The sequence below is a fragment of the Nesterenkonia sp. Act20 genome (assembly GCF_019173455.1).
GTDB lineage: Bacteria > Actinomycetota > Actinomycetes > Actinomycetales > Micrococcaceae > Nesterenkonia.
The window spans coordinates 466,573-487,305 of the sequence record NZ_JADPQH010000002.1; the positions used below are offsets into that span (position 1 = coordinate 466,573).

At 65.4% G+C, this 20,733-nt stretch carries 23 protein-coding genes and 1 tRNA gene; 9 read left to right on the forward strand and 15 right to left on the reverse strand.

Going from position 1 to position 20,733, the window contains the following annotated elements; translation table 11 throughout:
* Window positions 1-3 precede the first annotated feature (3 nt).
* On the reverse strand, window positions 4-201 hold the full coding sequence (locus IY716_RS11790; protein WP_218221888.1) for a hypothetical protein: 198 nt from the start codon (window positions 199-201) through the stop codon (window positions 4-6).
* A gap of 374 nt (window positions 202-575) precedes the next feature.
* On the opposite strand from IY716_RS11790, the gene IY716_RS11795 reads away from it, so the two are divergent.
* Window positions 576-1,418, forward strand: coding sequence for an SDR family NAD(P)-dependent oxidoreductase (locus IY716_RS11795; RefSeq protein WP_218221889.1), 843 nt, complete (start codon window positions 576-578; stop codon window positions 1,416-1,418).
* A 166-nt stretch (window positions 1,419-1,584) separates the two neighbouring features.
* Here IY716_RS11795 and IY716_RS11800 read toward each other — a convergent pair whose 3' ends face one another.
* The 4 genes from IY716_RS11800 to IY716_RS11815 form a co-directional block, all read right to left on the reverse strand.
* Entirely contained in the window at window positions 1,585-2,034 is a 450-nt protein-coding gene (locus IY716_RS11800) for a CBS domain-containing protein (RefSeq protein ID WP_218221890.1), read from the reverse strand.
* A gap of 125 nt (window positions 2,035-2,159) precedes the next feature.
* Complete coding sequence (locus tag IY716_RS11805) at window positions 2,160-2,426, reverse strand: hypothetical protein (protein WP_218221891.1); 267 nt, start codon at window positions 2,424-2,426, stop codon at window positions 2,160-2,162.
* A gap of 409 nt (window positions 2,427-2,835) precedes the next feature.
* On the reverse strand, window positions 2,836-4,107 hold the full coding sequence (locus IY716_RS11810; protein WP_218221892.1) for a hypothetical protein: 1,272 nt from the start codon (window positions 4,105-4,107) through the stop codon (window positions 2,836-2,838).
* Between the two features lie 145 nt (window positions 4,108-4,252).
* Window positions 4,253-4,525, reverse strand: a complete 273-nt coding sequence (locus IY716_RS11815) for a hypothetical protein (RefSeq protein ID WP_218221893.1) — start codon at window positions 4,523-4,525, stop codon at window positions 4,253-4,255.
* A gap of 91 nt (window positions 4,526-4,616) precedes the next feature.
* On the opposite strand from IY716_RS11815, the gene IY716_RS11820 reads away from it, so the two are divergent.
* A complete protein-coding gene (locus IY716_RS11820; RefSeq protein ID WP_218221894.1) occupies window positions 4,617-4,994 on the forward strand; it encodes a PH domain-containing protein in 378 nt (125 codons plus the stop codon).
* On the opposite strand, the gene IY716_RS11825 is transcribed toward IY716_RS11820, so the two are convergent.
* Complete coding sequence (locus IY716_RS11825) at window positions 4,991-5,647, reverse strand: pentapeptide repeat-containing protein (protein ID WP_218221895.1); 657 nt, start codon at window positions 5,645-5,647, stop codon at window positions 4,991-4,993. The two genes, IY716_RS11820 and IY716_RS11825, sit on opposite strands and share 4 nt — an antisense overlap.
* A 67-nt stretch (window positions 5,648-5,714) precedes the next feature.
* On the opposite strand from IY716_RS11825, the gene IY716_RS11830 reads away from it, so the two are divergent.
* On the forward strand, window positions 5,715-6,161 hold the full coding sequence (locus IY716_RS11830; RefSeq protein ID WP_218221896.1) for an NUDIX hydrolase: 447 nt from the start codon (window positions 5,715-5,717) through the stop codon (window positions 6,159-6,161).
* A 76-nt stretch (window positions 6,162-6,237) separates the two neighbouring features.
* Here IY716_RS11830 and IY716_RS11835 read toward each other — a convergent pair whose 3' ends face one another.
* Both IY716_RS11835 and IY716_RS11840 read right to left on the reverse strand, forming a co-directional pair.
* Window positions 6,238-6,666: a hypothetical protein gene (locus IY716_RS11835; RefSeq protein ID WP_369699701.1), complete on the reverse strand. Its 429-nt coding sequence runs from the start codon at window positions 6,664-6,666 to the stop codon at window positions 6,238-6,240.
* Between the two features lie 144 nt (window positions 6,667-6,810).
* Window positions 6,811-7,800 (reverse strand): NAD(P)H-quinone oxidoreductase, encoded by a 990-nt coding sequence (locus IY716_RS11840; RefSeq protein WP_218221897.1) that lies wholly within the window; start codon window positions 7,798-7,800, stop codon window positions 6,811-6,813.
* A gap of 103 nt (window positions 7,801-7,903) precedes the next feature.
* Here IY716_RS11840 and IY716_RS11845 point away from each other — a divergent pair.
* The 4 genes from IY716_RS11845 (at window position 7,904) to IY716_RS11860 (ending at window position 9,897) form a co-directional block, all read left to right on the forward strand.
* A tRNA-Ser gene (locus IY716_RS11845) sits at window positions 7,904-7,991 on the forward strand.
* 87 nt (window positions 7,992-8,078) lie between these two features.
* Window positions 8,079-9,287, forward strand: a complete 1,209-nt coding sequence (locus IY716_RS11850) for an MFS transporter (protein ID WP_218221898.1) — start codon at window positions 8,079-8,081, stop codon at window positions 9,285-9,287.
* 34 nt (window positions 9,288-9,321) lie between these two features.
* Entirely contained in the window at window positions 9,322-9,645 is a 324-nt protein-coding gene (locus IY716_RS11855) for a hypothetical protein (protein ID WP_218221899.1), read from the forward strand.
* A gap of 48 nt (window positions 9,646-9,693) precedes the next feature.
* Window positions 9,694-9,897: a DUF2945 domain-containing protein gene (locus IY716_RS11860; protein WP_218221900.1), complete on the forward strand. Its 204-nt coding sequence runs from the start codon at window positions 9,694-9,696 to the stop codon at window positions 9,895-9,897.
* A 33-nt stretch (window positions 9,898-9,930) separates the two neighbouring features.
* Here the strand turns inward: IY716_RS11860 and IY716_RS11865 are convergent, their stop codons facing one another.
* Entirely contained in the window at window positions 9,931-11,349 is a 1,419-nt protein-coding gene (locus tag IY716_RS11865; RefSeq protein WP_218222209.1) for an MDR family MFS transporter, read from the reverse strand.
* A 176-nt stretch (window positions 11,350-11,525) separates the two neighbouring features.
* On the opposite strand from IY716_RS11865, the gene IY716_RS11870 reads away from it, so the two are divergent.
* A complete protein-coding gene (locus IY716_RS11870) occupies window positions 11,526-12,131 on the forward strand; it encodes a TetR/AcrR family transcriptional regulator (protein ID WP_218221901.1) in 606 nt (201 codons plus the stop codon).
* Between the two features lie 28 nt (window positions 12,132-12,159).
* Here IY716_RS11870 and IY716_RS11875 read toward each other — a convergent pair whose 3' ends face one another.
* From IY716_RS11875 to IY716_RS11890, 4 genes are all read right to left on the reverse strand, one after another.
* Window positions 12,160-12,837 (reverse strand): haloacid dehalogenase type II, encoded by a 678-nt coding sequence (locus tag IY716_RS11875; RefSeq protein WP_218221902.1) that lies wholly within the window; start codon window positions 12,835-12,837, stop codon window positions 12,160-12,162.
* Window positions 12,838-12,883: 46 nt separating this feature from the next.
* Complete coding sequence (locus IY716_RS11880; RefSeq protein ID WP_218221903.1) at window positions 12,884-13,690, reverse strand: DNA-formamidopyrimidine glycosylase family protein; 807 nt, start codon at window positions 13,688-13,690, stop codon at window positions 12,884-12,886.
* A gap of 1 nt (window position 13,691) precedes the next feature.
* Window positions 13,692-15,053 (reverse strand): hypothetical protein, encoded by a 1,362-nt coding sequence (locus tag IY716_RS11885; protein ID WP_218221904.1) that lies wholly within the window; start codon window positions 15,051-15,053, stop codon window positions 13,692-13,694.
* Window positions 15,054-15,133: 80 nt separating this feature from the next.
* On the reverse strand, window positions 15,134-16,009 hold the full coding sequence (locus IY716_RS11890; RefSeq protein ID WP_218222243.1) for a hypothetical protein: 876 nt from the start codon (window positions 16,007-16,009) through the stop codon (window positions 15,134-15,136).
* Window positions 16,010-16,076: 67 nt separating this feature from the next.
* On the opposite strand from IY716_RS11890, the gene IY716_RS11895 reads away from it, so the two are divergent.
* A complete protein-coding gene (locus IY716_RS11895; protein ID WP_369699702.1) occupies window positions 16,077-17,480 on the forward strand; it encodes a phosphomannomutase/phosphoglucomutase in 1,404 nt (467 codons plus the stop codon).
* A 70-nt stretch (window positions 17,481-17,550) separates the two neighbouring features.
* Here the strand turns inward: IY716_RS11895 and IY716_RS11900 are convergent, their stop codons facing one another.
* Window positions 17,551-19,680, reverse strand: coding sequence for an iron ABC transporter permease (locus tag IY716_RS11900; RefSeq protein ID WP_218221905.1), 2,130 nt, complete (start codon window positions 19,678-19,680; stop codon window positions 17,551-17,553).
* Complete coding sequence (locus IY716_RS11905) at window positions 19,680-20,693, reverse strand: iron-siderophore ABC transporter substrate-binding protein (protein ID WP_218221906.1); 1,014 nt, start codon at window positions 20,691-20,693, stop codon at window positions 19,680-19,682. Before IY716_RS11905 ends, IY716_RS11900 begins: the two co-directional genes overlap by 1 nt.
* Window positions 20,694-20,733 lie beyond the last annotated feature (40 nt).

Here is a 20,733-nt window from a genome sequence, read left to right on the forward strand (position 1 = left end):
CGGTCAGTCGGAGGTCTCTTCGTCGTCTTCGATGTCTTCGGCATCTTCATCCGCGGGGCCGGTGTCGCTTTCGAGGACGGGCGCCGTGCTCTCGACCTGTTCCTCGGGTTCCGCCTCGTCGGCCGGGCCGGACTGGGCGTCGCAGCCGGTAAGGGTCAGCAGAGCCAAGGCTGCAAGCGCTGCGCTCGTCTTCGTCTTCATAGAGGTCCTCTTCTCCTAGGATTCAGCATTGACTGGAGTGCCAGGTCCGGCGACGGGATGCCCGCAGAAGTGCTCCTTCGCGGGCATTGGGCCCTCCCCCGAGCTCGACCAGACGTGTTGGGTGGTCACGCGTCAGCCTAGGCGAACAGCGGGGCAGGCCTGAATTCCACCTCTCCGCGTGGCACGGACCTTTTGTTAGGGGCTGTGCCGTCCCGGTACGTGCCCGCTACGCCGCGCGCGCATCCGTACCTCCGCAGGTGACATCATCGTGTTCATGCTCGCCCTTGCGTCGACGGTGGTCCACGCTCGCACCCTCTGACCCAGCCCCACGCGCAGCCACCGCCATCAGCAGATCCATCCATCAAGGAGAGACCATGCCCGGAAAAACCATCATCCTCACAGGTGCCAGCGACGGCATCGGAGCTGCGGCCGCCCGCCAGCTCGTCGCCGACGGCCACACCGTAGCCCTGGTGGGTCGCTCCAAGCACAAGACCGAGTCCCTGGCACGGGAGCTCAAGACCGAGTTCTTCCTTGCGGACTTCACCAGGTTCTCCGAGGTCAGGGCGCTTGCTGCGCGGTTGAAGGACCACTATCCCCGGATCGATGTGCTGGTCAACAACGCCGGCGGCATCTTCGGGGACCAGACCCGTACAGCCGATGGGCTCGAGAAGACGCTGCAGGTCAACCACCTCGCACCGTTCCTGCTCACCAATCTCCTGATGGACACTCTCACGGTGAGCAACGCGTCCATCATCAACACGGCCAGCGTAGCCGCGCGCATCTTCGGGAAGATCGACCTCGATGACCTCAACAACGAGCGGAAGTACTCCGCCAATAAGGCCTACGGTGACGCGAAGCTGGCCAATATCCTCTTTGCCAAGGAACTCGACCGACGGTTCTCCGACCGAGGGATCTCTGCGGTCGCCTTCCACCCCGGAAACGTGAGGACAAGCTTCGCCTCAGATACCACCAGCGTGATGCGGTTCATCTACCAGACCCCCCTTGGCCGACTGACCGGTCTCATCAGCCCCGAAAAGGGCGCGGCACCCCTGGTGTGGCTCGCCGAGGGCACTCCGGGTCGGGAGTGGGTCCCGGGTGAGTACTACGAGAAGCAGAAGATCGCCCAGACCAACCCCCAGGCCGCGGACGCGGCACTGGCAGCCGGGCTGTGGGACAAGAGCGCTGAACTCGTAGAGCTCTCCAGGACTGCGCTTTAGCTCCTGGCGGGTGCCAGGTGCGACCGACCTCGACCATCTGCTTCTAGAACGCGCTGAGCCCCGAGAGCGGAATGCCGTGCAGCTCGAGATACTCCGAAGGGTGTGTTGGGGTGTACGCCGGTCGCGCCCGGTTCATCGTCGGCCCCGTGGGATGCCTTGGCGGCGTTCACGACGCGCGAGGAGTTGAGATGGACCGGTCCTCAGGGAAGCTGACGTGCTCGATGAGCTCTTCGATACGAACGCGAGGGCCAGCGTGTGCGATATCAGCACTGGTGAGCATGCCCTGGACGGTGGAGCCCGCGAGGACCGGCAGATATCGGGTCTGGTGGATTCCCATCTCTGCCATCGCTTTCTCCACGGTGTCGTGGATTCCGATGCTGGGAGCGTCGGGGTGCATCAGGTGTTGAGCCCTGAGGGAGTTCGCCAGTTCCCCCAGCGCCTTGAAGGCTCGCGAAATGTCGCTGCGGTCCACGATGCCGAGCAGCACGCCTTGCGGGTCGCACAGAGGAAGGCTCTCGATTCCGGATCGTTCGAACGCGCGGGACGCTTCTTCCAGGGTGCATTGTGCGCTCAGGAGTGGGACATCGGGGCGCATGAGTTCGGCGATGGTCGGCATAGTGGTGCTCCTTGGGAAATCTGTGGTTGATGCGTGGGGGACGCAGCCCAGTCGAACCTTCCGGAAGGGACGAGGCAGGGTCTGGTCGCTGGGCCGTGGGGCGGGCGGGTGAGCGAGAGGATGTGTCATCGACTTTCCATCGGTGACTTGACACGCAGCGGCGACGCGCGGGGCGGAGGTCTCTCCGAGGCTCGTGTGGAGGAAAGGACGGACTCCGGGCAGGGCACTCCGACGGGGTGAGCCGCGTTGAAGATCAGCGGGGGGCGAGGGCTGCCGTCTCGATACTGCGCCAGCACACCCAGGCCCATCGGATGGTCCCCAGGATCGACGATCACTCCTGCGAGCGTCTCGTGAGCGAACAGACTGACCGCGTCCGCGGGGGACTGCGTCATGCAGACCATCCGTGGCGAATCAGACAATGACTCATCGACGTGGCTCATGGCATGCACCACCGACGCCGAGGTCTTGGATGCCATCCGATCACCGAGAGACAGGAGTCGGCGGTCACAGGAGAAAGAAAAAAGCTCTGCACGAAGTCACCCTTGAAAGTTGATCAAGAGCCCACTGCTTGAGCTGTTAATTCAAGGTACCGCACTGCTCCTGTTGCAAGAGAATCCTTGCGGGATTCCACCAGAATCGGTGAGGGGTGGAACAGGAGTCTCTCCTGAGCGGGCGCCCGGTGCACGTTCCGTGGAATGCTTCGTTGTCATTCACCGGAGGGAGTACTCAACCTGGGGAAGTCGGTGTCGCAGCCTATTGAGTTGCCGACATTCCAGCCGAAGGTGACCTGTCTCGCGCCTTTCACTCCGTCGAGCGCTCGTCATGTGTCTTCGAGTCCTGCGTGGAGGTGACGCCGTTCAGGGCGAGCTCACCAGTGACCACGTGCTCGAGCCGAACGGAGTCGGCCTCCGACTCGCCGAGGGCTCCCTGGAGCTCCGCCTGGTGTTTCTCCCCAAATTCCTGAGCGGGATCCTCGCGCTGCTCGGTGAGGTCGCGAATGCGTTCCCGGCGTCGGGCCTCGGCGGAGAGCTTCTTCCGGGCCTTGACCCACCACCCGACCAGCAGGACGATCATCGCCAGGCCCAGATACCCCAGGACTGGGTAGACGTAGGCCATCAGGGTCTCGAAGCCCACGAAACTCACCCCATAGCCCATCGCGCACAGCACGAAGAACACCGGGACATACCGTTGCGGGCGAGATGCTGTGACCCGCTTGCCGAGGGCGAAGAACATGCCTATGGCGGTGTTGTAGATCATGAGGAAGATGATGAACGTCATGATCAAGGCCAGAACGGGGTGGATCGATTCGAACAGGCTCAGTGTGGGCACGTCGTCGCCAGCGACCACCTCAATGTTCGCGAGCATCGTGAACGCCAGCATCGCGAGCAGGATCGTGTAGACGATCCCGCCGAGCAGGCCCCCGCGCATCGTCGCACGCAGGCTGCTGTGGGACCCGCCGATCACCAGGGACATCGAGACCCCGAGGATCAGAGCCAGGCCCACGTAGTTCAGGGCTGAGAGCCACCACGGGCTGACCGGGGAGGCCTCTGCGCTGGCGAGCTCGCTGAGCTGCCCGAAATCACCCGGCAGGTTGAACAACGTGTAGACGAACACGGTGACGACCGCGATGATCAGCAGCGGGGTGACACCGCTGATGATGTTGCTGACCTTATTGACGTTGAGCAGTCCGGTGGCCGCAACCAGCACCACCATGATCAGCGACCCGATCCAGGTGGGCAGGCCGAACTGCTGCTCAAGGTTCGATCCCGCCCCGGCGAGCATGACGAATCCGATGCAGAAGAGAGTGAGAATCACAGCGATGTCCAGAGTCCGGGAGATGACCGGATGGGCGATCTGGCGAAAGACGCTGTGGTGCTCTTCGGCCAGAAAGAAGCATCCCAGCTGCAGAATGACCGCACCAGCGGCGGCCATGATGACACCAGCCAGCACGATGCCCCAGAGACCGGTCAGGCCGAAGGACATGAAGTACTGGATCACTTCAAGCCCCGTCGCGAATCCGGCCCCGACTACGAGGCCGACGAACGCAAGGCCGATCTTGAGCTGCTCTTTCATCCTCGGGGTCCTTTCACCGGGGGAAGTCGATCCCGAGACCAGTGTCACACATGTCTAGCTTCTAGACCCTGGAGCCGGCGCGACCCTTTCGCGCTGCTCACAAGAATGTTCTCTTGCTGCGAGTGGTCGAAATCCCCCCCAACAATCAGCTGAGGTGGGACGACGCCCCCTTCGTGACTGACGCCCGGGAGGTGAGCCAATGGATCACCACGGCCGCGCCGACCAGAGCACCACCGATGGACATCGCCGCGCCCTGAAGAAGGGACAGCAAGGGCTGAAGAACTCCAGAGAAGAGGTTCGGGTCCCACGAAGAGTCGCCTCCCGACGTGATGAACAACGGCCAGAGCATCTGAATGCCAGCAGCGACGAAGAAGCAGACAACGGCCCAGACAATACATTTCTTCGTTGTCTTATCCATTACTCGACCCTACCCGCCTGTTATAGGTTTGCGAAGGAGATCAGAAGTCAGTAAATATCAAGATCGATACCGATTCACAAGGAGAACCGAGATGCCCGAGTTGAATGCCCTGACCAGCTGGACCTTTGTCAATGAAGTGTCAATTCCCGGCGACATCCAGGACCTCCTGGTCCAGGGCGAACAGGCCATTGCCGCTTATCAGACCTTCCGGGACAGTGCGGTCTTCACGAACAAGCGGCTGATCGTCCGGGATGCTCAGGGACTCACGGGGAAGAAGGTCGAGATGTATTCGGTCCCCTACTCCTCGATCAATATGTGGTCTTCAGAGAACGCCGGCAAACTCATGGATCTCAACGGCGAGCTCGAACTCTGGACCCGTGCCGGCCTGATCAAGATCAAGGTCGGCAGGCAGGTGGATGTGCGTCGCCTGGACAAGCTGATCGCGTGGGCCGTGCTGGGCAACGGCTAGGACGGGTCCACCACCAGGCCCAGGTGCGCCGCCAGCGACGGCGCCAGGTCAAGAAGCTGCTCGGAGCTGATCGCTGCGCCTTTCAGCCCGGCGAGTCCCACCAGCCGGTGCAGCTGGGCGCCGCGAAGGTCAACATCCTTCAGCCTGGCCTGCCGTGCTTCCAGTGTGCCCACGGTGCAGCCAGTGAATCTCACCCGGTTCGCGCGGGCACCGGAGATGTCCAGCTCCCCGATGGCGCAGTCCTCGAAGTGCACATCAGCGAGCACGGCGTTGCGAAGATTCACCAGGTCCAGCTTGCAACCACGGACCACCAAGCCGCTGATGCCTGCGTCGTGCAGTTCAGCCACGCCCAGACGGCTGTCCTGGAGCGTCACGTCCCTCCACGTGGATCGCGGCGCCTTCAAGTGCGCGCTGTTCACCCGCTCCCAGCTGGACTCTACGACGGAGGCCGCGGTGAGGTCGGCGTCGCCCATGGTCACCGAACGCAGCACGCACTCGGTCAATCGACCACCCGAGAGATCAGCCGCGGAGAGATCGGCGTCTTCAAGGATGATCCTGTCCGCCTGGGCGGTCTGTCGAAGCTCTGTCTCGTCACCTGCGGCGAGATCCAGATGCCTCTGCTCCCGCAGCCTGGGACCTTGAACCTGCGTCATGCACCCACCTTTCAGTTCCGCTCAGACTAGACCGGAGGACGGACATACCCGGTGCTACAGTGCCCCCATGGACCTCCGCGTGGCCGCCTATGCCGTGATCACCGACGACTCCGGGCGCATGCTGCTGCCGCACTGGTACGTCGACGAGACCGCACAGGGGTGGACTCTGCCCGGTGGAGGCCTCGACCCCGGCGAGGATCCGGCGGACGGAGTGGTGCGTGAGATCCTGGAGGAATCCGGATACGACGCCGAGGTGCAGGAGCTGCTCGGCATCGACAATCTCATCATTCCCGGAGAGCGACGGCTGCACCCGCACCAGCGGGGCACACCCCTGCAGAATCTGCGCATCATCTACCGAGCGCGCGTCACCGGCGGCACGCTGACCGTGGAACCAGCGGGCTCAACCGATGATGTCCGCTGGTTCACCCACGAGGAGATCGACGACCTCCACCGGGTCTCCCTGGTGGACGCCGGGCGCCGACTGGCGGGGCTGCTCACCGACGTCGTCGGCTGACCCGTTGGCCCCGCTGAACCCTGCATGACCCCGCGGAATCCTGCATGACCCCGCTGGGGCCCGCACAGAACGGGACTCAGACGGACGAGTCCTGCGCATCCTGAAGCGCGGCTCGAACCTGGTCGGCGCGACGTCGCACTGCCACGGCCTGCCCGTGCCCCAGCCGGACCATGGCCGCGGCCTCCGCCGTCGTCGCCAAGTGATTGGCCGCACGGGACAGTGATGAATGGAGTTTGGTCGCGCCGCCGGGGACCTGCAGATCCTGGCTGGGATGGCTGCTCTCGGCCTGTCGGCAAAGCTCATAGACGGTGTCCAGCTGATCGGCGAGCTCGTCACCGATCACTACGAGCCGGCTGTAGGTCTCATCATCCTCGATGCCCTCTATGACCTGGTGGTAGCGGTCCAAGCCGCGCACATAGCGGTCATGCGCCTGACGCCACAGCCCCTTGCCCAGCTCCTTCTCAAGGCGGCGGGCACGTCGACGGCGTGGAAAGAGCTTCATCATGATGGGCAGAAGTCTATCGAAACCGTCCCGGCACCCGTTCAGCACCCCACCCCAGCGTTGAGCGGCGGAATCTCTGAGCAGTTGGGGCCTCGATCGGCTTGAGATGCCCGGAGAATCCGCCCCTCAACGCGGGAGGGGACGAGCTCAGCTCATGGTCAGCAGGACCTTGCCGGTGTGCGCGCCGGAGTCGAAGTACTCGTGAGCCGCGGCGACCTCCTGCAGGGGAAACGTCTTGTCCGTCTGGATCCTGATCTGCCCGGACTCGAGCAGCGGCCACACCTCGGCTCCCACCGCCTGGACGATCGCGGCCTTGGCCTCGGCGTCGCGGGAGCGCAGCGTGGTGGCGATGATCCGCAGCCGTTTGGCCAGCATCAGCCCGAGGTCCACCTCGGCCTTGCGCCCGCCCTGCAGTCCGATGATGACCATGCGACCCCCGGTGGCCAGAGACGCCAGATTCGTCTCCAGGTATTTCGCCCCGACGACGTCGAGGATCGCGTCCACTCCACGGCCCTTACTGATCTCCTGGACGCGCTGCCCAAGGTCCTCGGTGCGGTAGTTGATCACGTGATCGGCTCCCAGCTCGACGGCGAGGCTCGCCTTCTCTGCGGAACCGACAGTGGTCAGCACCTCAGCACCGAGGGCGCGGAGATGCTGCAGCGCGAAGGAGCCGATCCCCCCGGTGCCTCCATGGACCAGGACCGTGTCACCGGCCCGGACCTGCGCCTCCCCGCGCAGGTTCGAGTGCACCGTGGCCGCGACCTCGATCAGCCCCGCGGCATCGGTGAGGCTGACTCCGGCGGGCACGGGCAGCACATGGCGAGCGTCCACCACCACCTTCTCGGCATATCCCCCGCCGGCCAACAGCGCGACGACCTCTTTGCCGATGAGCTCCTCAGCCGCCAGGTCACTCCCCTGCCCAGCGGCCACCACGCGTCCGGAGACCTCGAGTCCCGGAATCTCGGAGGCGCCCTTCGGCGGCGGATACATGCCGGCACGCTGCATCACGTCAGCACGATTCAACGCGGCGGCGACCACCTCGATGAGCACTTCACCTGCCTGCGGAACCGGATCCGCCACCTCGGTGACGGAGATGACCTCGGGTCCGCCCGCGCCGTCGTAGTGCACTGCTCGCATGCTCACGCTCCTCAACTCGATCCGTACTGGTCACTCACGTATAGTCTGTGTCTGGAGTTTTCCACGAAAGCCTGGAGAGCTCCATGCCGACTGAAAAGTCGGGGGAGCGCTGTCCGAGCGGCCGAAGGAGCTGGTCTTGAAAACCAGTGTGCGGCAACCCCGCACCGTGGGTTCGAATCCCACGCGCTCCGCTCAACATTGAGAGGCGCGCACGCGTCTCGTCAGAGGAAACGTCTCGCACCGACCACGCGGACACCGGTGGCACAGCGGAGGTGGGCATGCGCCGAGCAACGCCCGGAGCGGGACTGTTGACGGTCCTGCTCGGCGCCGTGGGCGTCGGCCCGCTGCTGCTCTATGGCCTCAGCGCCACCAGTGAAGAGATCATCACCGATCTGGGCATCAACGAGGCGCAGTTCGGCCTGCTGGCCACCACCTGTTTCGCCTGCGCCGCGCTCGGCAACGCAACCCTGGGCCGTCTAGCGGATCGCCATTCCGACCTCGGCCTGATGACCGCCGTCTTCCTGATGTCCACGCTCGCGCTGGTCCTCGCCGGCGTACCGGGCGGCTACCTGGTCCTCATCATCGCCGCTGGACTCTCCGGCTTCGCCCAGTCCTTCCCCAACGGTGTGACGAACCGGGTCCTGCTCGAGCGTGTTCCCGCGCAGAAACGCATCGGCTGGGTGGGCATCAAACAGTCCGGGGTCCAGGTCAGCCAGCTGGTGGCCAGCCTGACCTTTCCGCTGCTGGCCCTGCTCATCGGCTGGCGCGGCACTGCGCTGCTGGCCACGCTTCTCCCGCTGGGGCTCCTGGTGCTGACCTGGCGCACGCTGCGCGCCGTGCCGCTGCTTCATGACACCCGTGTCACCCCCGAGGAGACCGGCCCCTCCCCTGCCACGGCGGCCGCGACGCTGCGGCCCGGACATTCGGCCGCAGTGTGGGCCCTGGCCGCCTTCGGCTGCCTCAACGGGATCGGCGTCCAGGCGACGAACGTCTACCTGCCGCTCTTCGCCGTGCGCGAGCTGGATTTCTCCCTGGTGCTCGGCGGGGCCACGGCCGCGGTCGCCGGTGTGGTGGGAGTGACCGCCCGCGTGGGCTGGGCGCGGGTGATGGCGCGCGGCACCTCGGGCCCGGTGCTGCTCCTCGCCCTGGCACTGACCGCGCTGTCCGGCGTCGTCGCCTTCCTGAGCGCGCAGGCCACCGGTTGGGCTCCGCTGCTCTGGACGGCGGTGGTCCTGCATGGCGCCTCGGCACTGGGCGTCTCGGTGGTGCTGATGAGCGTGCTGCTGCGCAGCATCCCTTCGGCCTCGATGGCCTCCTCCAGCGGTGTCGTCACGGCCGGGATGTTCACCGGCTTCGCCATCGGCCCGCTCATGATGGGGATCATCGTCAGCTCGCCGGGCGGGTTCACGGTGGGCTGGATCGCCGTCGGCCTGGTGTACGTCCTGTGTACCGTGTTGGCCGCAGTGCTGATCCGCCGCCGTCGCTAGAGTGAATCGGACCAACGCTTCGAGGAGGTAACCGATGACTGACCGCACTCCCCCGCAGGACGTGCAGAAGGCCGCCCAGCGTGCGCTGGCCTGGATCGATGAGGGCAAGGCCGGCAAGGGCTTCACCGACACCGGCCGTCACCGCGCCCAGCAGCTCGCCGAGGGCGCCTCGGTCCCGCTGGAGGACATCCACAAGATGCGCCAGTACTTCGCGCGCCACGCAGTGGACCGGGACACCGAAGGATTTCTGCAGGGCCAGGACGGCTTCCCCACTCCGGGGCGCGTCGCCTGGGACGCGTGGGGCGGGGACCCCGGTCGCACCTGGGCAAATCGAGAGAAGTTCGACGACGACGCGTGATCAGCACCGCAGCGCAGCTCACCGATCCGAGGAAAGCAGGCACCAGACATGGCATTCAGCACAGGTGACAAGGTCTCCTGGAACACGCCGCAGGGGAAGACCCACGGCACGGTCAAGAGCAGACACACCAAGGACCTCGAGTTCGCCGATCAGACGTTCCGCGCCTCCACCGATGACCCGGTGTACCTGGTGGAATCTGAGAAGACCGGGGCCGAGGCCGTCCACCACGAGAAGGCCCTCTCGAAACGCTGATCCTCAGACGGGGCGGTTCCGATGAGGGACGCTTCAGCTGGGGTCCGCGGAGGTCTGCGCGGGGGTGGACCGTGACGGAGAGCGGACGAAGAACGCTCCGACGACGGCGGCCAGGGAGATGATCGCTGCAGTCATGAAGGCCGACTGAGCGCCAGCCGCCTGCGCCGCGATCTCACTCACCGTCCCGGGCTGATCGGCTGCCACCGAAGACATCGTGGTGATCAGCACCGCGACGCCGGCCGCGCCGGCCACCTGCTGGAGGGTGTTCAGCACAGCCGAGCCGTGGGAGTAGAGATTCGGCCGCAGGGAGCTCAGCGAGGCGGAGAACAGTGGGGTGAAGGACATCGCCAGGCCGATGGACATCGCCACCTGGATCACGGCGAGGACCACGACGGAGGTGTCCTGTCCGACGGTGCTGTAGGACCAGAGTCCGGCGGAGACCAGCAGGGTTCCCGGAATGAGCAGCGGACGCGGACCCCGGGCGTCATAGATGGCACCGACCACAGGACCCAGGAGGCCCATGATGATGGAGCCGGGGAGGATGATGAGCCCGGACTGGGTGGCGGAGAGTCCGGCGACGTTCTGCAGATAAAGCGGCAGCAGGGTGAGGCTTCCGAACATCGCCAGGGCGACGATCGACATGACCGCCACGGACATCGTGAAGTTCAGCGAGCGGAAGACCCGGAGGTCCAGCAGCGCCTGCTCACTGCGCTGGAGGCGCAGCTGGCGCCAGACGAAGAGCGTGAGCAGGATCGCGGCGCCGGCCAGCAGCAGCGACGCCCCTGCCGCGGACAGTGCGGACTCGCCGCCGTGGGCGCTGCCGAACTGACTCAGTGCAAAGACCGCTCCGCCGAAGCCCAGGGCGGAGAGAACGATCGAGGCCACGTCGATCCGACGAGGCTGTGACTCGCCGAGGTTCAGCATCCACCGTGCCCCGATCAGCAGGGCGATCACGGCGATCGGAAGAATCAGGCCGAAGATCCAGCGCCAGGACAGCGAATCTAGGATGAGACCCGAGACGGTGGGACCGATGGCGGGCGCGAGGGCCATCACGATGCCCGCACGGCCCATGATCCGACCTCGGGAGTGCTCCGGGACGACGTTCATCACCGTGGTCATCAGCAGCGGCATCATGATCGCCGTTCCTGATGCCTGGATGATCCGACCCAGAAGCAGCACCGCGAATCCCGGGGCGATCAGGCAGATCAGCGTGCCCACGGTGAACAGGGTCATCGCGGTCAGGTAGACCCCGCGGGTGCTGAAGCGCTGGATCACCAGACCCGTCACGGGGATGACCACGGCCATCGTCAGCATGAAGGCGCTGGTCAGCCACTGGCCGAGCGAGGGAGCAATGCCGAGCTCGACGTTCAGATGGGGAATCGCGATGCCCATGGTGGTCTCGTTGAGGATCGCAACGAAGGCGGAGAGCAGCAGCAGCCAGATGACTCGCATCCCCCGTGGATCGATCGTTTCTGGCCGCGTTTCTGGCGCTGTGCTGACGGACACTGGAGAACTCCTTGAATGAAAACCACGTTTCGAAGACTGGTGGGATCGCGAACGACCCCTCGCGACGACACTATATGACTAATGTGGCAGAGTCTGCCAGATTCGATAGTTAGACTGGACACATGGACGAATCGATCGGCATCAGGGAACGCACCCGAGGCGCGATGCGCGGGGAGCTGGCCGACGTCGCACTGCGCCTGTTCGAGGAACGCGGTTACGACGAGACGCCGGTGGATGACATCGCCACCGCTGCAGGGATCTCTCCGCGGACCTTCTACCGCTACTTCGGCACCAAAGAGGACGTCCTCTTCGGGGACCTGCCGCCCACCAGCGTCGACCTGCCCGAGCTCCTTACCGAGCACCTCACCCGGCTAGGCCCCTGGGAGGCGCTGCATCAGACGCTGCGCAACGTCTCTGAGCAGGTGCAGACGCAGCGCGACCGGTGGTCGCGCCTGCTGCGGGTGGTGAACACCAGCGACAGCCTGCGTGCCGGGCACCTGGAACAGCAGATGAACCTCGCACAGTCCCTGGTTCCGGTGCTCGCACCACAGCTGGGGGAGCCTGCCGCCTGGAGCACGCTGCGCGCACGGGTCCTCGTCCATACCGCGCTCACCTGTTTCGACACCGCGTTCTCCCACTGGGCAGTACACGAGTCCGACGTGGAGATTGTCGACGCTGTGGACATTGCGTTCACCACCTTTTCAGAGTCCGCTTCACAGGCGCCCTGAGGGAAGAGAGCCGAAGCGTGACGCCCGTTCAGGTGGGCAGCTGGAGCTTCTCCGCAAGCTCGACCAGATCCGCGGCTTCGACATCTGGGGCGGCGAAGTAGGACGGGTATGAGGCCCGCCGGCGATTGATCCAGGCAGTGCGCAGACCTGCGGCGTGTGCACCGTGGATGTCCCAGGGGTGAACCGCCACCAGCATCAGCTGTTCGACGGGCCGGTCGAGGCTCTGCGCGGCGTAGTCGTAGGCCTCGCGCGCGGGCTTCCACCGCAGCGCCTCTTCGACGCTGAGCAGCGCAGAGAACTCGTCCCGCACTCCCGACCTGCGCAGCAGCGAATCGGCCACCGAGGTGGCCCCGTTGCTCAGAGTCACGAGCTGAGCGAGGCGCCCCAGGGCACGGATTCCCGGGGCTGCGTCGGCATGCATCTGGAGATTCGTGAAGGCCTGGAGAATCGTCTCCACGGACTGCTCCGGTGATCTCGTCTCGGAGTATTCAGCGTGCAGCCGGCGCAGGCCGTCTGCAGCCAGGTCGGCGAAGACCGGGTTCTGCCCCGTGGCGGTGAGGGCAAACCCGTCGCGCAGAAGCTCAGCGAACCACGGCCGGACGAGCGAGGAGGGCATGCCGCTCTCCTCGAACGCACCGGCGAGGGTGGTCATGTCAGAGAGGGTCTCGTTCACATCGAAGATGATGACAGCGGGTGTGGAGCTCATCGAGTCAGTCCTCGCTTCTGTGCTGGTCTGGTCCTTGGTGCTCAGACTACGTCTGGCACGAGGGACAGAAATAGATCACGCGATCGGGCACTGCGGCTTGGCGCAGCTCCGCTTCTCCAAGCTCCCCGCGGCGCAGCCGCGTGCCACAGCGCATACAGGGTTTGCCTCCACGCCCATAGACCCAGTACGGCGGGCCCGCTGTTGGATTGCCGGTGGTGCACCGTCTGGTCCGCAGCCTGTTGACCTGGAGCAACTTCTCCGAGAGTTGGATGACTCGATCGAGATCAGGCACCTCGGCCACGGAGCGACTGGGCAGGACCCCGGCAAGGAAACAGATCTCGCTGCGGAAGACATTGCCCACTCCGGCGAGATTCCGCTGATCGAGCAGTGCCACTCCAATGCTGCGCTGCGGAGCGGCGAGCAACCGGCGTGTGGCTTCCGCGGAGTCCCAATCGGGTCCGAGCAGATCGGGTCCCAGGTGCGCGAGCTTCTCTTCCTCCTCGGCCGGAGACAGGACATGCAGCTCGCCGAGGGAGAACCCCACGGCCTCATTCTCCGCCGTGCGCAGCACGCAGCGCGCGGTATGCGCCGGGCGTCTCCATTGGACTCGACCGCCGGCCTCACGGGCGTAGACATGCCAGGTGCCTTCCATCTTCAGATGGGACTGCACCGTCAAATCACCGAGCTGCATGAGCAGGTGCTTGCCTCGGGCGATCACCCGTTCGACGACGCGACCGGAGAGATCCACCGTGGCATAGGCCGGCACCCGGAAGTCGCTGCTGGTGAGCTCTCTAGCCCCCAGCGCAGCGTGAAGCACGGCGGCTTGGCGGAATACGGTGTCTCCTTCGGGCACGTCAGCTCTCTGTCAGTGACTCTGTGGGCTGCGTAGCGGGTTCACTGGAGTCCATGGAGGAGAGATCGGTCGACGTGTATTGGTCGTCGACCTTCCGCTCCTCGGGCTGGGACCGAAGTTTGGGAGCGGGAGGATTCCAGGGTTTCAATCTCTGAAGCACACGACCGTAGAAGTCGTCGACGGAATTGCTCACCGAATCGATGAAGGAAGACTTGGCGCGGGTGGATCTGGCCACGCCGAGGGGGTAGATATGTGTCACCTTGAAACGGCTGATCTCCCAGTCCGAATCTGGAGCCAATGCCTTCTCGTCACTGCGCGCTTCACTCAGCGGGACCGCCACCTTGCGTCCGCGTCCACTCGCTTCGATGACAACGTCTTGAAGGTCGTCGGAGAGCTGCCGAAGCAGCCAGCGCGCGCGGGTCTCGCTTCTCGCGTGGCCAGAGGCGGGGACCGTGACAGAGACATGAATCTGTTGACCCCGCAGATCGCATCGAACCTCAAGGTCTGCCACGGTGTCCGGGATCCGGATCTTTGCGGCGAGGACGCTGTCAGCGACCAGCTCGTCCACGAGTTCGGCCGTGCGTTCCTTGGGGTTCTGGATCTGCCGACGAGGGAGCTGGGGAAAGACTTCGGTACCCAGCTTCTGTCCGAGCCTGAGACAGGTATACCGGACCAAAGCATCGAATTTGGCCGCTACGTCGAGGACATCCGGGTCGGCTTTTCTCAAGACACCCTTGCGCGCATCCTCACGAACCTTGGTCCATGAGGCGCCCATATCTGTGAACGCCAACGCTCCGGAGTTCTGGTGTTCCAGGTACCGAATAAGCTCTCCCAGGATCCACGCTTGATCGGGATCCTCGACGCCGTGAACTTCCTTCTGCATCAAGGCCGTCGAGACGATCCGCACCCAGGAAAAGTGATACACGGGGACATGCTTGACCTTGCGCTTATCCAAGGTCAACGGATGAGCCCCCACGACCGGTGGGATCTCGTTGGAGATCGTGATGACCGCATCGTAGGAATTCTCTTTGGCAATATCAAGGTAATTCTCGACCTGCTCGACCTCCAAGGTGTTCACCGAGGTCTTGACCTCGACCAGCGCGGTCCACTCTTTCTTCCCCCGCACCACCCGAATCACACCATCCGGACGAAGCGACTTCTTGCCGAGTTCGAATGGCACTTCAACGTATGTCTCGATGCGGCCCGCGGGAGCTCCACAGGGTTTGAGCAATGCTTTACCAAACTCATCCACCGCACCAATGACTGCCAGAAGGGCGGACGTCGCGCGACGCTCTTGCTCAATCGGGCTGCCTATTCCAGATGTCGGGATCAGGCGAGCTTCGTGCCATGTCTCAAGAACCATTCGAATACCCCTTCATCAACGAGAATTCACTCGAGCTTATAGGGATTCACGTCACAAAAGGGGGATTATGCGTGCAGACCTCAGGTCTGGTTCTTGAAGACCACGAGGAACTTGCGTGCTTCCTCTTTGGTCAGCGGGGAGTGGGCGGAGAGCAGTTCGGCCGCCTCGTCCACCAGATCATCACGAAGCAGGGCGTAGAGCTGGTCGTGGACCCAGGGCTCAAGATCATCGTGGGAGAGGGTGATCTTCTCCTCCCCGCGCTGGACCTCGAGGTGGAATCCGGCCATCTCTTCTTCCTCGGAGCCCCAGTCCTCGGGGATGGTGAGCTCGTCCTCGGGGTTGAATCCGGACTCGGCCATCAGCCGACGGGCCCGCTCGTCCACGTCCTGCGGGGTTTCTCCCGGGGTGCGCGGCTCGCCGCCGGGGATGTCAGGAATCTGCTGGCTGTTCTCGCCGAGGATCTCGCCGGTCTGCGGATCGGCCTCACCGATGGGCTTGCTCGGGTCGCTGTCGTCGGCATCTGCGTCGTCGCGGACCCCGTCGATCACGTCTTCGACCAGTTCGCCGTCGAGGACCTCATCGTTGTTATCGGCCGAGTCCTGCGTATTCAGTGGACTGGAGACCGCACCGTCGCCCAGTTCCTCCTCAGCCCGGATCTCGGAGGGCGACTGCTGTGGAAAGGCATGCAGCGCCTGGACCGCGATGATGCAGTCCTTGATGTTCGCACCGGTGGACTGTTTGAAGACGGCGAGCGCGCGGCGCCCGTCCTCCGCCCCGATGGCGCGATACACCTGGCGGTGCTGCTCATCGTTGAGCGCGAGCGCCGCCTTCCGGGCGTTCTCCGGCGTCACACCCTCTTTGATGCCCTCGTTGAGCTTCTGCGCCTGCCGCTGCATGAGCATGCGGATTCCCAGGAACAACAAGACGCCTACTGCAAGTACCACAAGTATTTCCACAGGGTCAGTCTACGTCTGTCTACCTGTGCGCGGGCTAGATGAATTGCGCTCCCGTACGATATTGCCCGTGACCATTGATCTCTCAGCCTCATTCAAGGCATATGACGTCCGCGGCCTCGTGGACGAGACCATCACCGAAGAGTCGGTGCGCGCCGTCGGCGCCGCCTTCGTCGACGTCCTGGGCCTCGCCGGGCAGACTGTGCTCGTCGGCGGTGACATGCGGGCCTCCTCGGGCGACTTCGCCGCGGCGTTCACCTCTGGCGCCACCTCCCGCGGAGCGAATGTGACCCAGCTCGGGCTCATCTCCACGGATATGCTCTACTTCGCCTCCGGCATCATGGACGCGCCCGGGGTGGTCTTCACTGCAAGCCACAACCCGGCCGAGTACAACGGCATGAAGATGTCCAAGGCCGGCGCCGTACCCCTGTCCTCCGAGACCGGTCTGGAGGATATCCGGGACGCCGCGCAGGCCTACCTCGAAGCAGAAGAGATCCCCGCTGCCGGGGAGCCCGGCACCGTGGAGACCGTCAACATCCTGGGCCAGTACTCCGAGTACCTGCGTTCCTTGGTGGATCTCTCCCAGATCCGCCCGCTGAAGGTCGTCGTCGACGCCGCCAACGGCATGGCCGGACTCACCACCAGCGCGGTGCTCGGCGATGACCTGCTCGCGGCGCTTCCGCTGGACATCACGCCGCTGTTCTTCGAGCTTGACGGCACCTTCCCGAATCACCCGGCCAACCCGCTGGAATCTGAGAACCTCCGCGACCTGCAGGCCGCGGTCACCGAACACGGCGCCGACATCGGCCTGGCCTTCGACGGCGACGCCGACCGCTGCTTCGTGATCGATGAGCGCGGCGAGCCCGTCTCCCCCTCTGCAGTGACGGCCCTGGTGGCCCGCCGCGAGATCGCCCGTGCGCAGGCCGAAGGCGAAGACACCCCGGTCGTGATCCATAACCTGATCACCTCGCAGGCTGTGCCCGAACTGGTGAAGGCGGCCGGCGGACGCGCCGTGGAGACCCGCGTGGGCCACTCCTACATCAAGGCCGTGATGGCGCAGGAGCAGGCGATCTTCGGCGGGGAGCACTCCGCGCACTACTACTTCCGCGAGTTCTTCAACGCTGATACCGGGATGCTCGCCGCGATGCACGTGCTGGCCTCGCTCGGCGGCCAGGACCGTCCGCTGAGCGAATTCGCCGCCGAGTTCAACCCCTACTCCGCCTCCGGTGAGATCAACTCCGAAGTCGAGGACAAGGCAGCCGCTGCGCAGCGCGTGGAGAGCACCTTCGCCGACCGCGACGTGGAGATCTCCCATATGGACGGGCTGACCGTCCGTGCGGCTGATGGCACCTGGTGGTTCAACCTGCGCCCCTCCAACACGGAGCCGTTCCTGCGCTTCAACGGTGAGGCCCACAGCCAGGAACAGATGGAGTCGGTCCGCGACGAGGTGCTCGGGCTGGTCCGGCAGAGCTGAGCGGACAGAGTCGAGCTGGCGCAGCGGAGCCGGCAGAGCTGAGCCGACGCTGACCCAGCTTCCCGCTGAATCAGCTGCGGGTGGAGCGCCTGAGCAGCCAGAGCAGATACGGCGGGCCCAGCACGGCGACCACAAGCCCTGCGGGAAGCTGGTCGGGGGCGATCACAGTGCGTCCGAAGGTGTCTGAGATCGAGACCAGCACGGCCCCGAGCAGCGCTGCGACGGGCAGGAACCACCGGTGCTCACGGCCCACCAGCATCCGCGCCATATGCGGTGCTGCGAGTCCGACGAAGCTGATCACCCCGACGCCGACCACGGCCACCGCAGAGAGCAGCACCGCGATGATCAGCGCCGTGGCGCGCACACCGGCCAGCCGCACTCCGAGGATGCGCGGTGTCAGCTCATCGATGCTGATGAGGTCCAGCTCGCGGCGCAGGTAGATCAGCACCGGTACGGAGAGCAGCAGCGTCACCAGGATGGGGGTCAGATCGCTCCAGGTGGTGCCGAAGGTGGAGCCGCCCAGGAACGAGATGGCCATGGCCTGGTTATAGGGGTTGGTCGAGGAGATCAGCAGCTGCGTGATCGCCTGCGCCGCGGTCATCACTCCGATGCCGACCAGCACCACCTTCTCCGGGGAGCTTCCCCGGGATCCGGCGAGCAGGAACACCACCGCTCCGGCGAGGATAGCGCCGACCGTCGCGCCGGCGGACATGGTCCACGCGGAGGTGCTGAAGAGGATCAGCGCCACCACGGCACCGGCGCCGCCGGCGGCCGCCACACCGAGGATCCCGGGGTCGGCCAGCGGATTGCGCGTGACCGTCTGCACCAGCGCGCCAGCGATCGCCAGCACCGCCCCGGCAAGGACTGCGGCAGCTACGCGGGGGCTGCGGAAGTCCAGCGTGATCTCGATGGCCCGGGCGGCTTCACCGGAGAACCACAGCGAGATGTCCCCGATCTTCAGCCACCAGTCCCCCAGCAGCATGCCGACGCCGATCAGCACCAGCAGCAGCACCGCGGCGGCGATGGTCAATGAGACTCGGCGGGTCACAGTGATCCCATGCGGCAGCGGCATCGCAGAGATCTCTTGATTCCCTCCCGCGCTGCGCATTCGCAGCGCCAGGACCACCAGGAACACCGCACCCACCAGTGAGGTCACCACACCGGTCGGGATGGCCACGGCGAGGTTGGGACCGGCGACGGCGAAGACCAATGCGCGCACTGCGACGTCGGCGCCGATCACGATGAGTGCACCGACCAGGGCGGAGGCGCCCAGCGCCCAGGCGAAGCGGCCCATGCGGGTCACCTTGCTCGCTGACAGCCGCACGATGGCCGGAGCACAGAGGCCCACGAAGCCCAGCGGCCCCACCATGGTGACCGCGGCGGCAGAGAGCGCGACCGCGCAGACCAGCAGGGCTGCCCGCAGGAACGCCACGTTCACGCCCATGGACTGGGCGGTGTCGGCACCCAGGGAGAGCACATCGGTGCTGCGGGTGAGCAGCACCAGCCCGATGGTCGCCGCGATCACCACCGGCAGCAGCGGGAGAAGGCCGGAGAGTCCAGCCAGGTTCAACGTGCCCGCGCCCCAGAGGAAGAGCCCCTGGGTGGACTGGGCGTAGAGCATGAGCAGCGCGGCGGTGACCGAGGCCAGGCCCATCGCCACCACGGTCCCGGCCAGCACCAGCCGGATGGGGGCATGCTCGGAGAAGCCTGCGAGCAGCAGCACGACGCCGGCCGCCACGCCTCCGCCGAGAAAGGCCAGCGCCGCTGAGCTCAGCAGCGGCATCGAGATCCCGAATGCGGCGGCGGCGGTGAGCGCCAGGTGCGCCCCGGCGTTGACCGCCAAGGTGTCCGGTGAGGCGAGTGGATTGCGCGTCATCGCCTGCAGCGCGCAGCCAGCGATGCCGAGCGCGGCCCCCACCACGAGCCCTCCCACCAGTCGCGGAAGCCGCGAGTCCAGTGCGAGGGCCCGAAGCTGGGAGGCGGCGTCGCCGTCGTCAGAGCTGAAGAGCGCCGCCAGCAGATCCAGCGGTGAGGCCGCCGAGGTGCCCTGGGTCAGGTGCACGGCGGAGAGCATCAGCAGCAGCGCACCTCCGAGAACCAGGGCCCCGGTGGCCACAGCCCGGGCACGAAGCGGTCCACCCTGAGGCTCAGCGCCCGGGACTTTGGCTGCTGCCGGTGCGGCGGTCTTCAGCTCGGTCACTACTGGCCGGCAGTCTCGACTGCGGTCTCGGCGAGATAATCGATCCACTGACCTGCCGAAGCGGGTCCTCCGTAGATCCAGATCTCTTCCACCGGGTGGGTCGCCTCATTCTCGACGAAGCCGAGCGAGGTCCACACGGAGTTGTCCTCGAGTTCGGAGAAGGGGTCCTCCGGCTCGGTCTCGGCGGTCCACCAGTAGAGGATGGTGTCCTCCGGCAGGGCGGTGAGACCTTCGATGTCGGACTGGCTGATGGCGAAGGCCTCATCGCCCTCGTCCTCCCAGGGCGACTCGAGCCCGATCTCCTCACCGAGAGTCTGGGCCAGCGCTCCGGGACCATGCATGCGGAACGTCGCAGTGTTGCCCTCGACGGTCGGGTAGACCAGGACGAAGGGGGTTCCGCCGATGCCTGCGGACTCGATCGCGTCGGCGCCGGCGTCGCGGGTCTCCTCGAACTCGGCCCAGACCTCATCGGCCCGATCCTGCGCGCCGAGGAGCTCGGCGGTCATCCGGAAGTTGTCTTCCATATTGCCCAGCGGATCGGAGGCGTCGGCCCCGGGCTGCAGCACCACCGGTGCGATCTCCTCAAGATCCTCGAGCAGCCCCTCAGGGACGGAGACGTCCACGCCGAGGATCAGGTCCGGATCGGCCTGACCGATGGCCTCCAGGCTGGGCTCTGTGCGCAGACCGACGTCGGTCGGCTCGCCCTGCACCGGGGCCGCAGAGTTCCACATCTCGTAACCTTCCAGGTCAGCCACGCCCACCTGATTGCCGCCGAGGATCTCGACGTTCTCGGTCTGTGCCCATTCCAGGGTGACCACGCGCTCTGCCGGGGCGTCCAGGGTGATCTCTTCACCGCGGTAGTCGGTGACGGTGACGGGCCCGGAGTCGGCCGCCGCGGCGTCGTCCTCGGTCTCGTCGACATCGGTGGTGCCGCAGGCGGTCAGCGTCATCAGGACGACGGCGGCGGCCGCCGTGGTCCTGCCAAGGCGCGGAGTGAGGTTCATAGTGGGCATGGTTCCTTTCGGTAAGGGTGCAGCGGGAATCAAAAAGTGT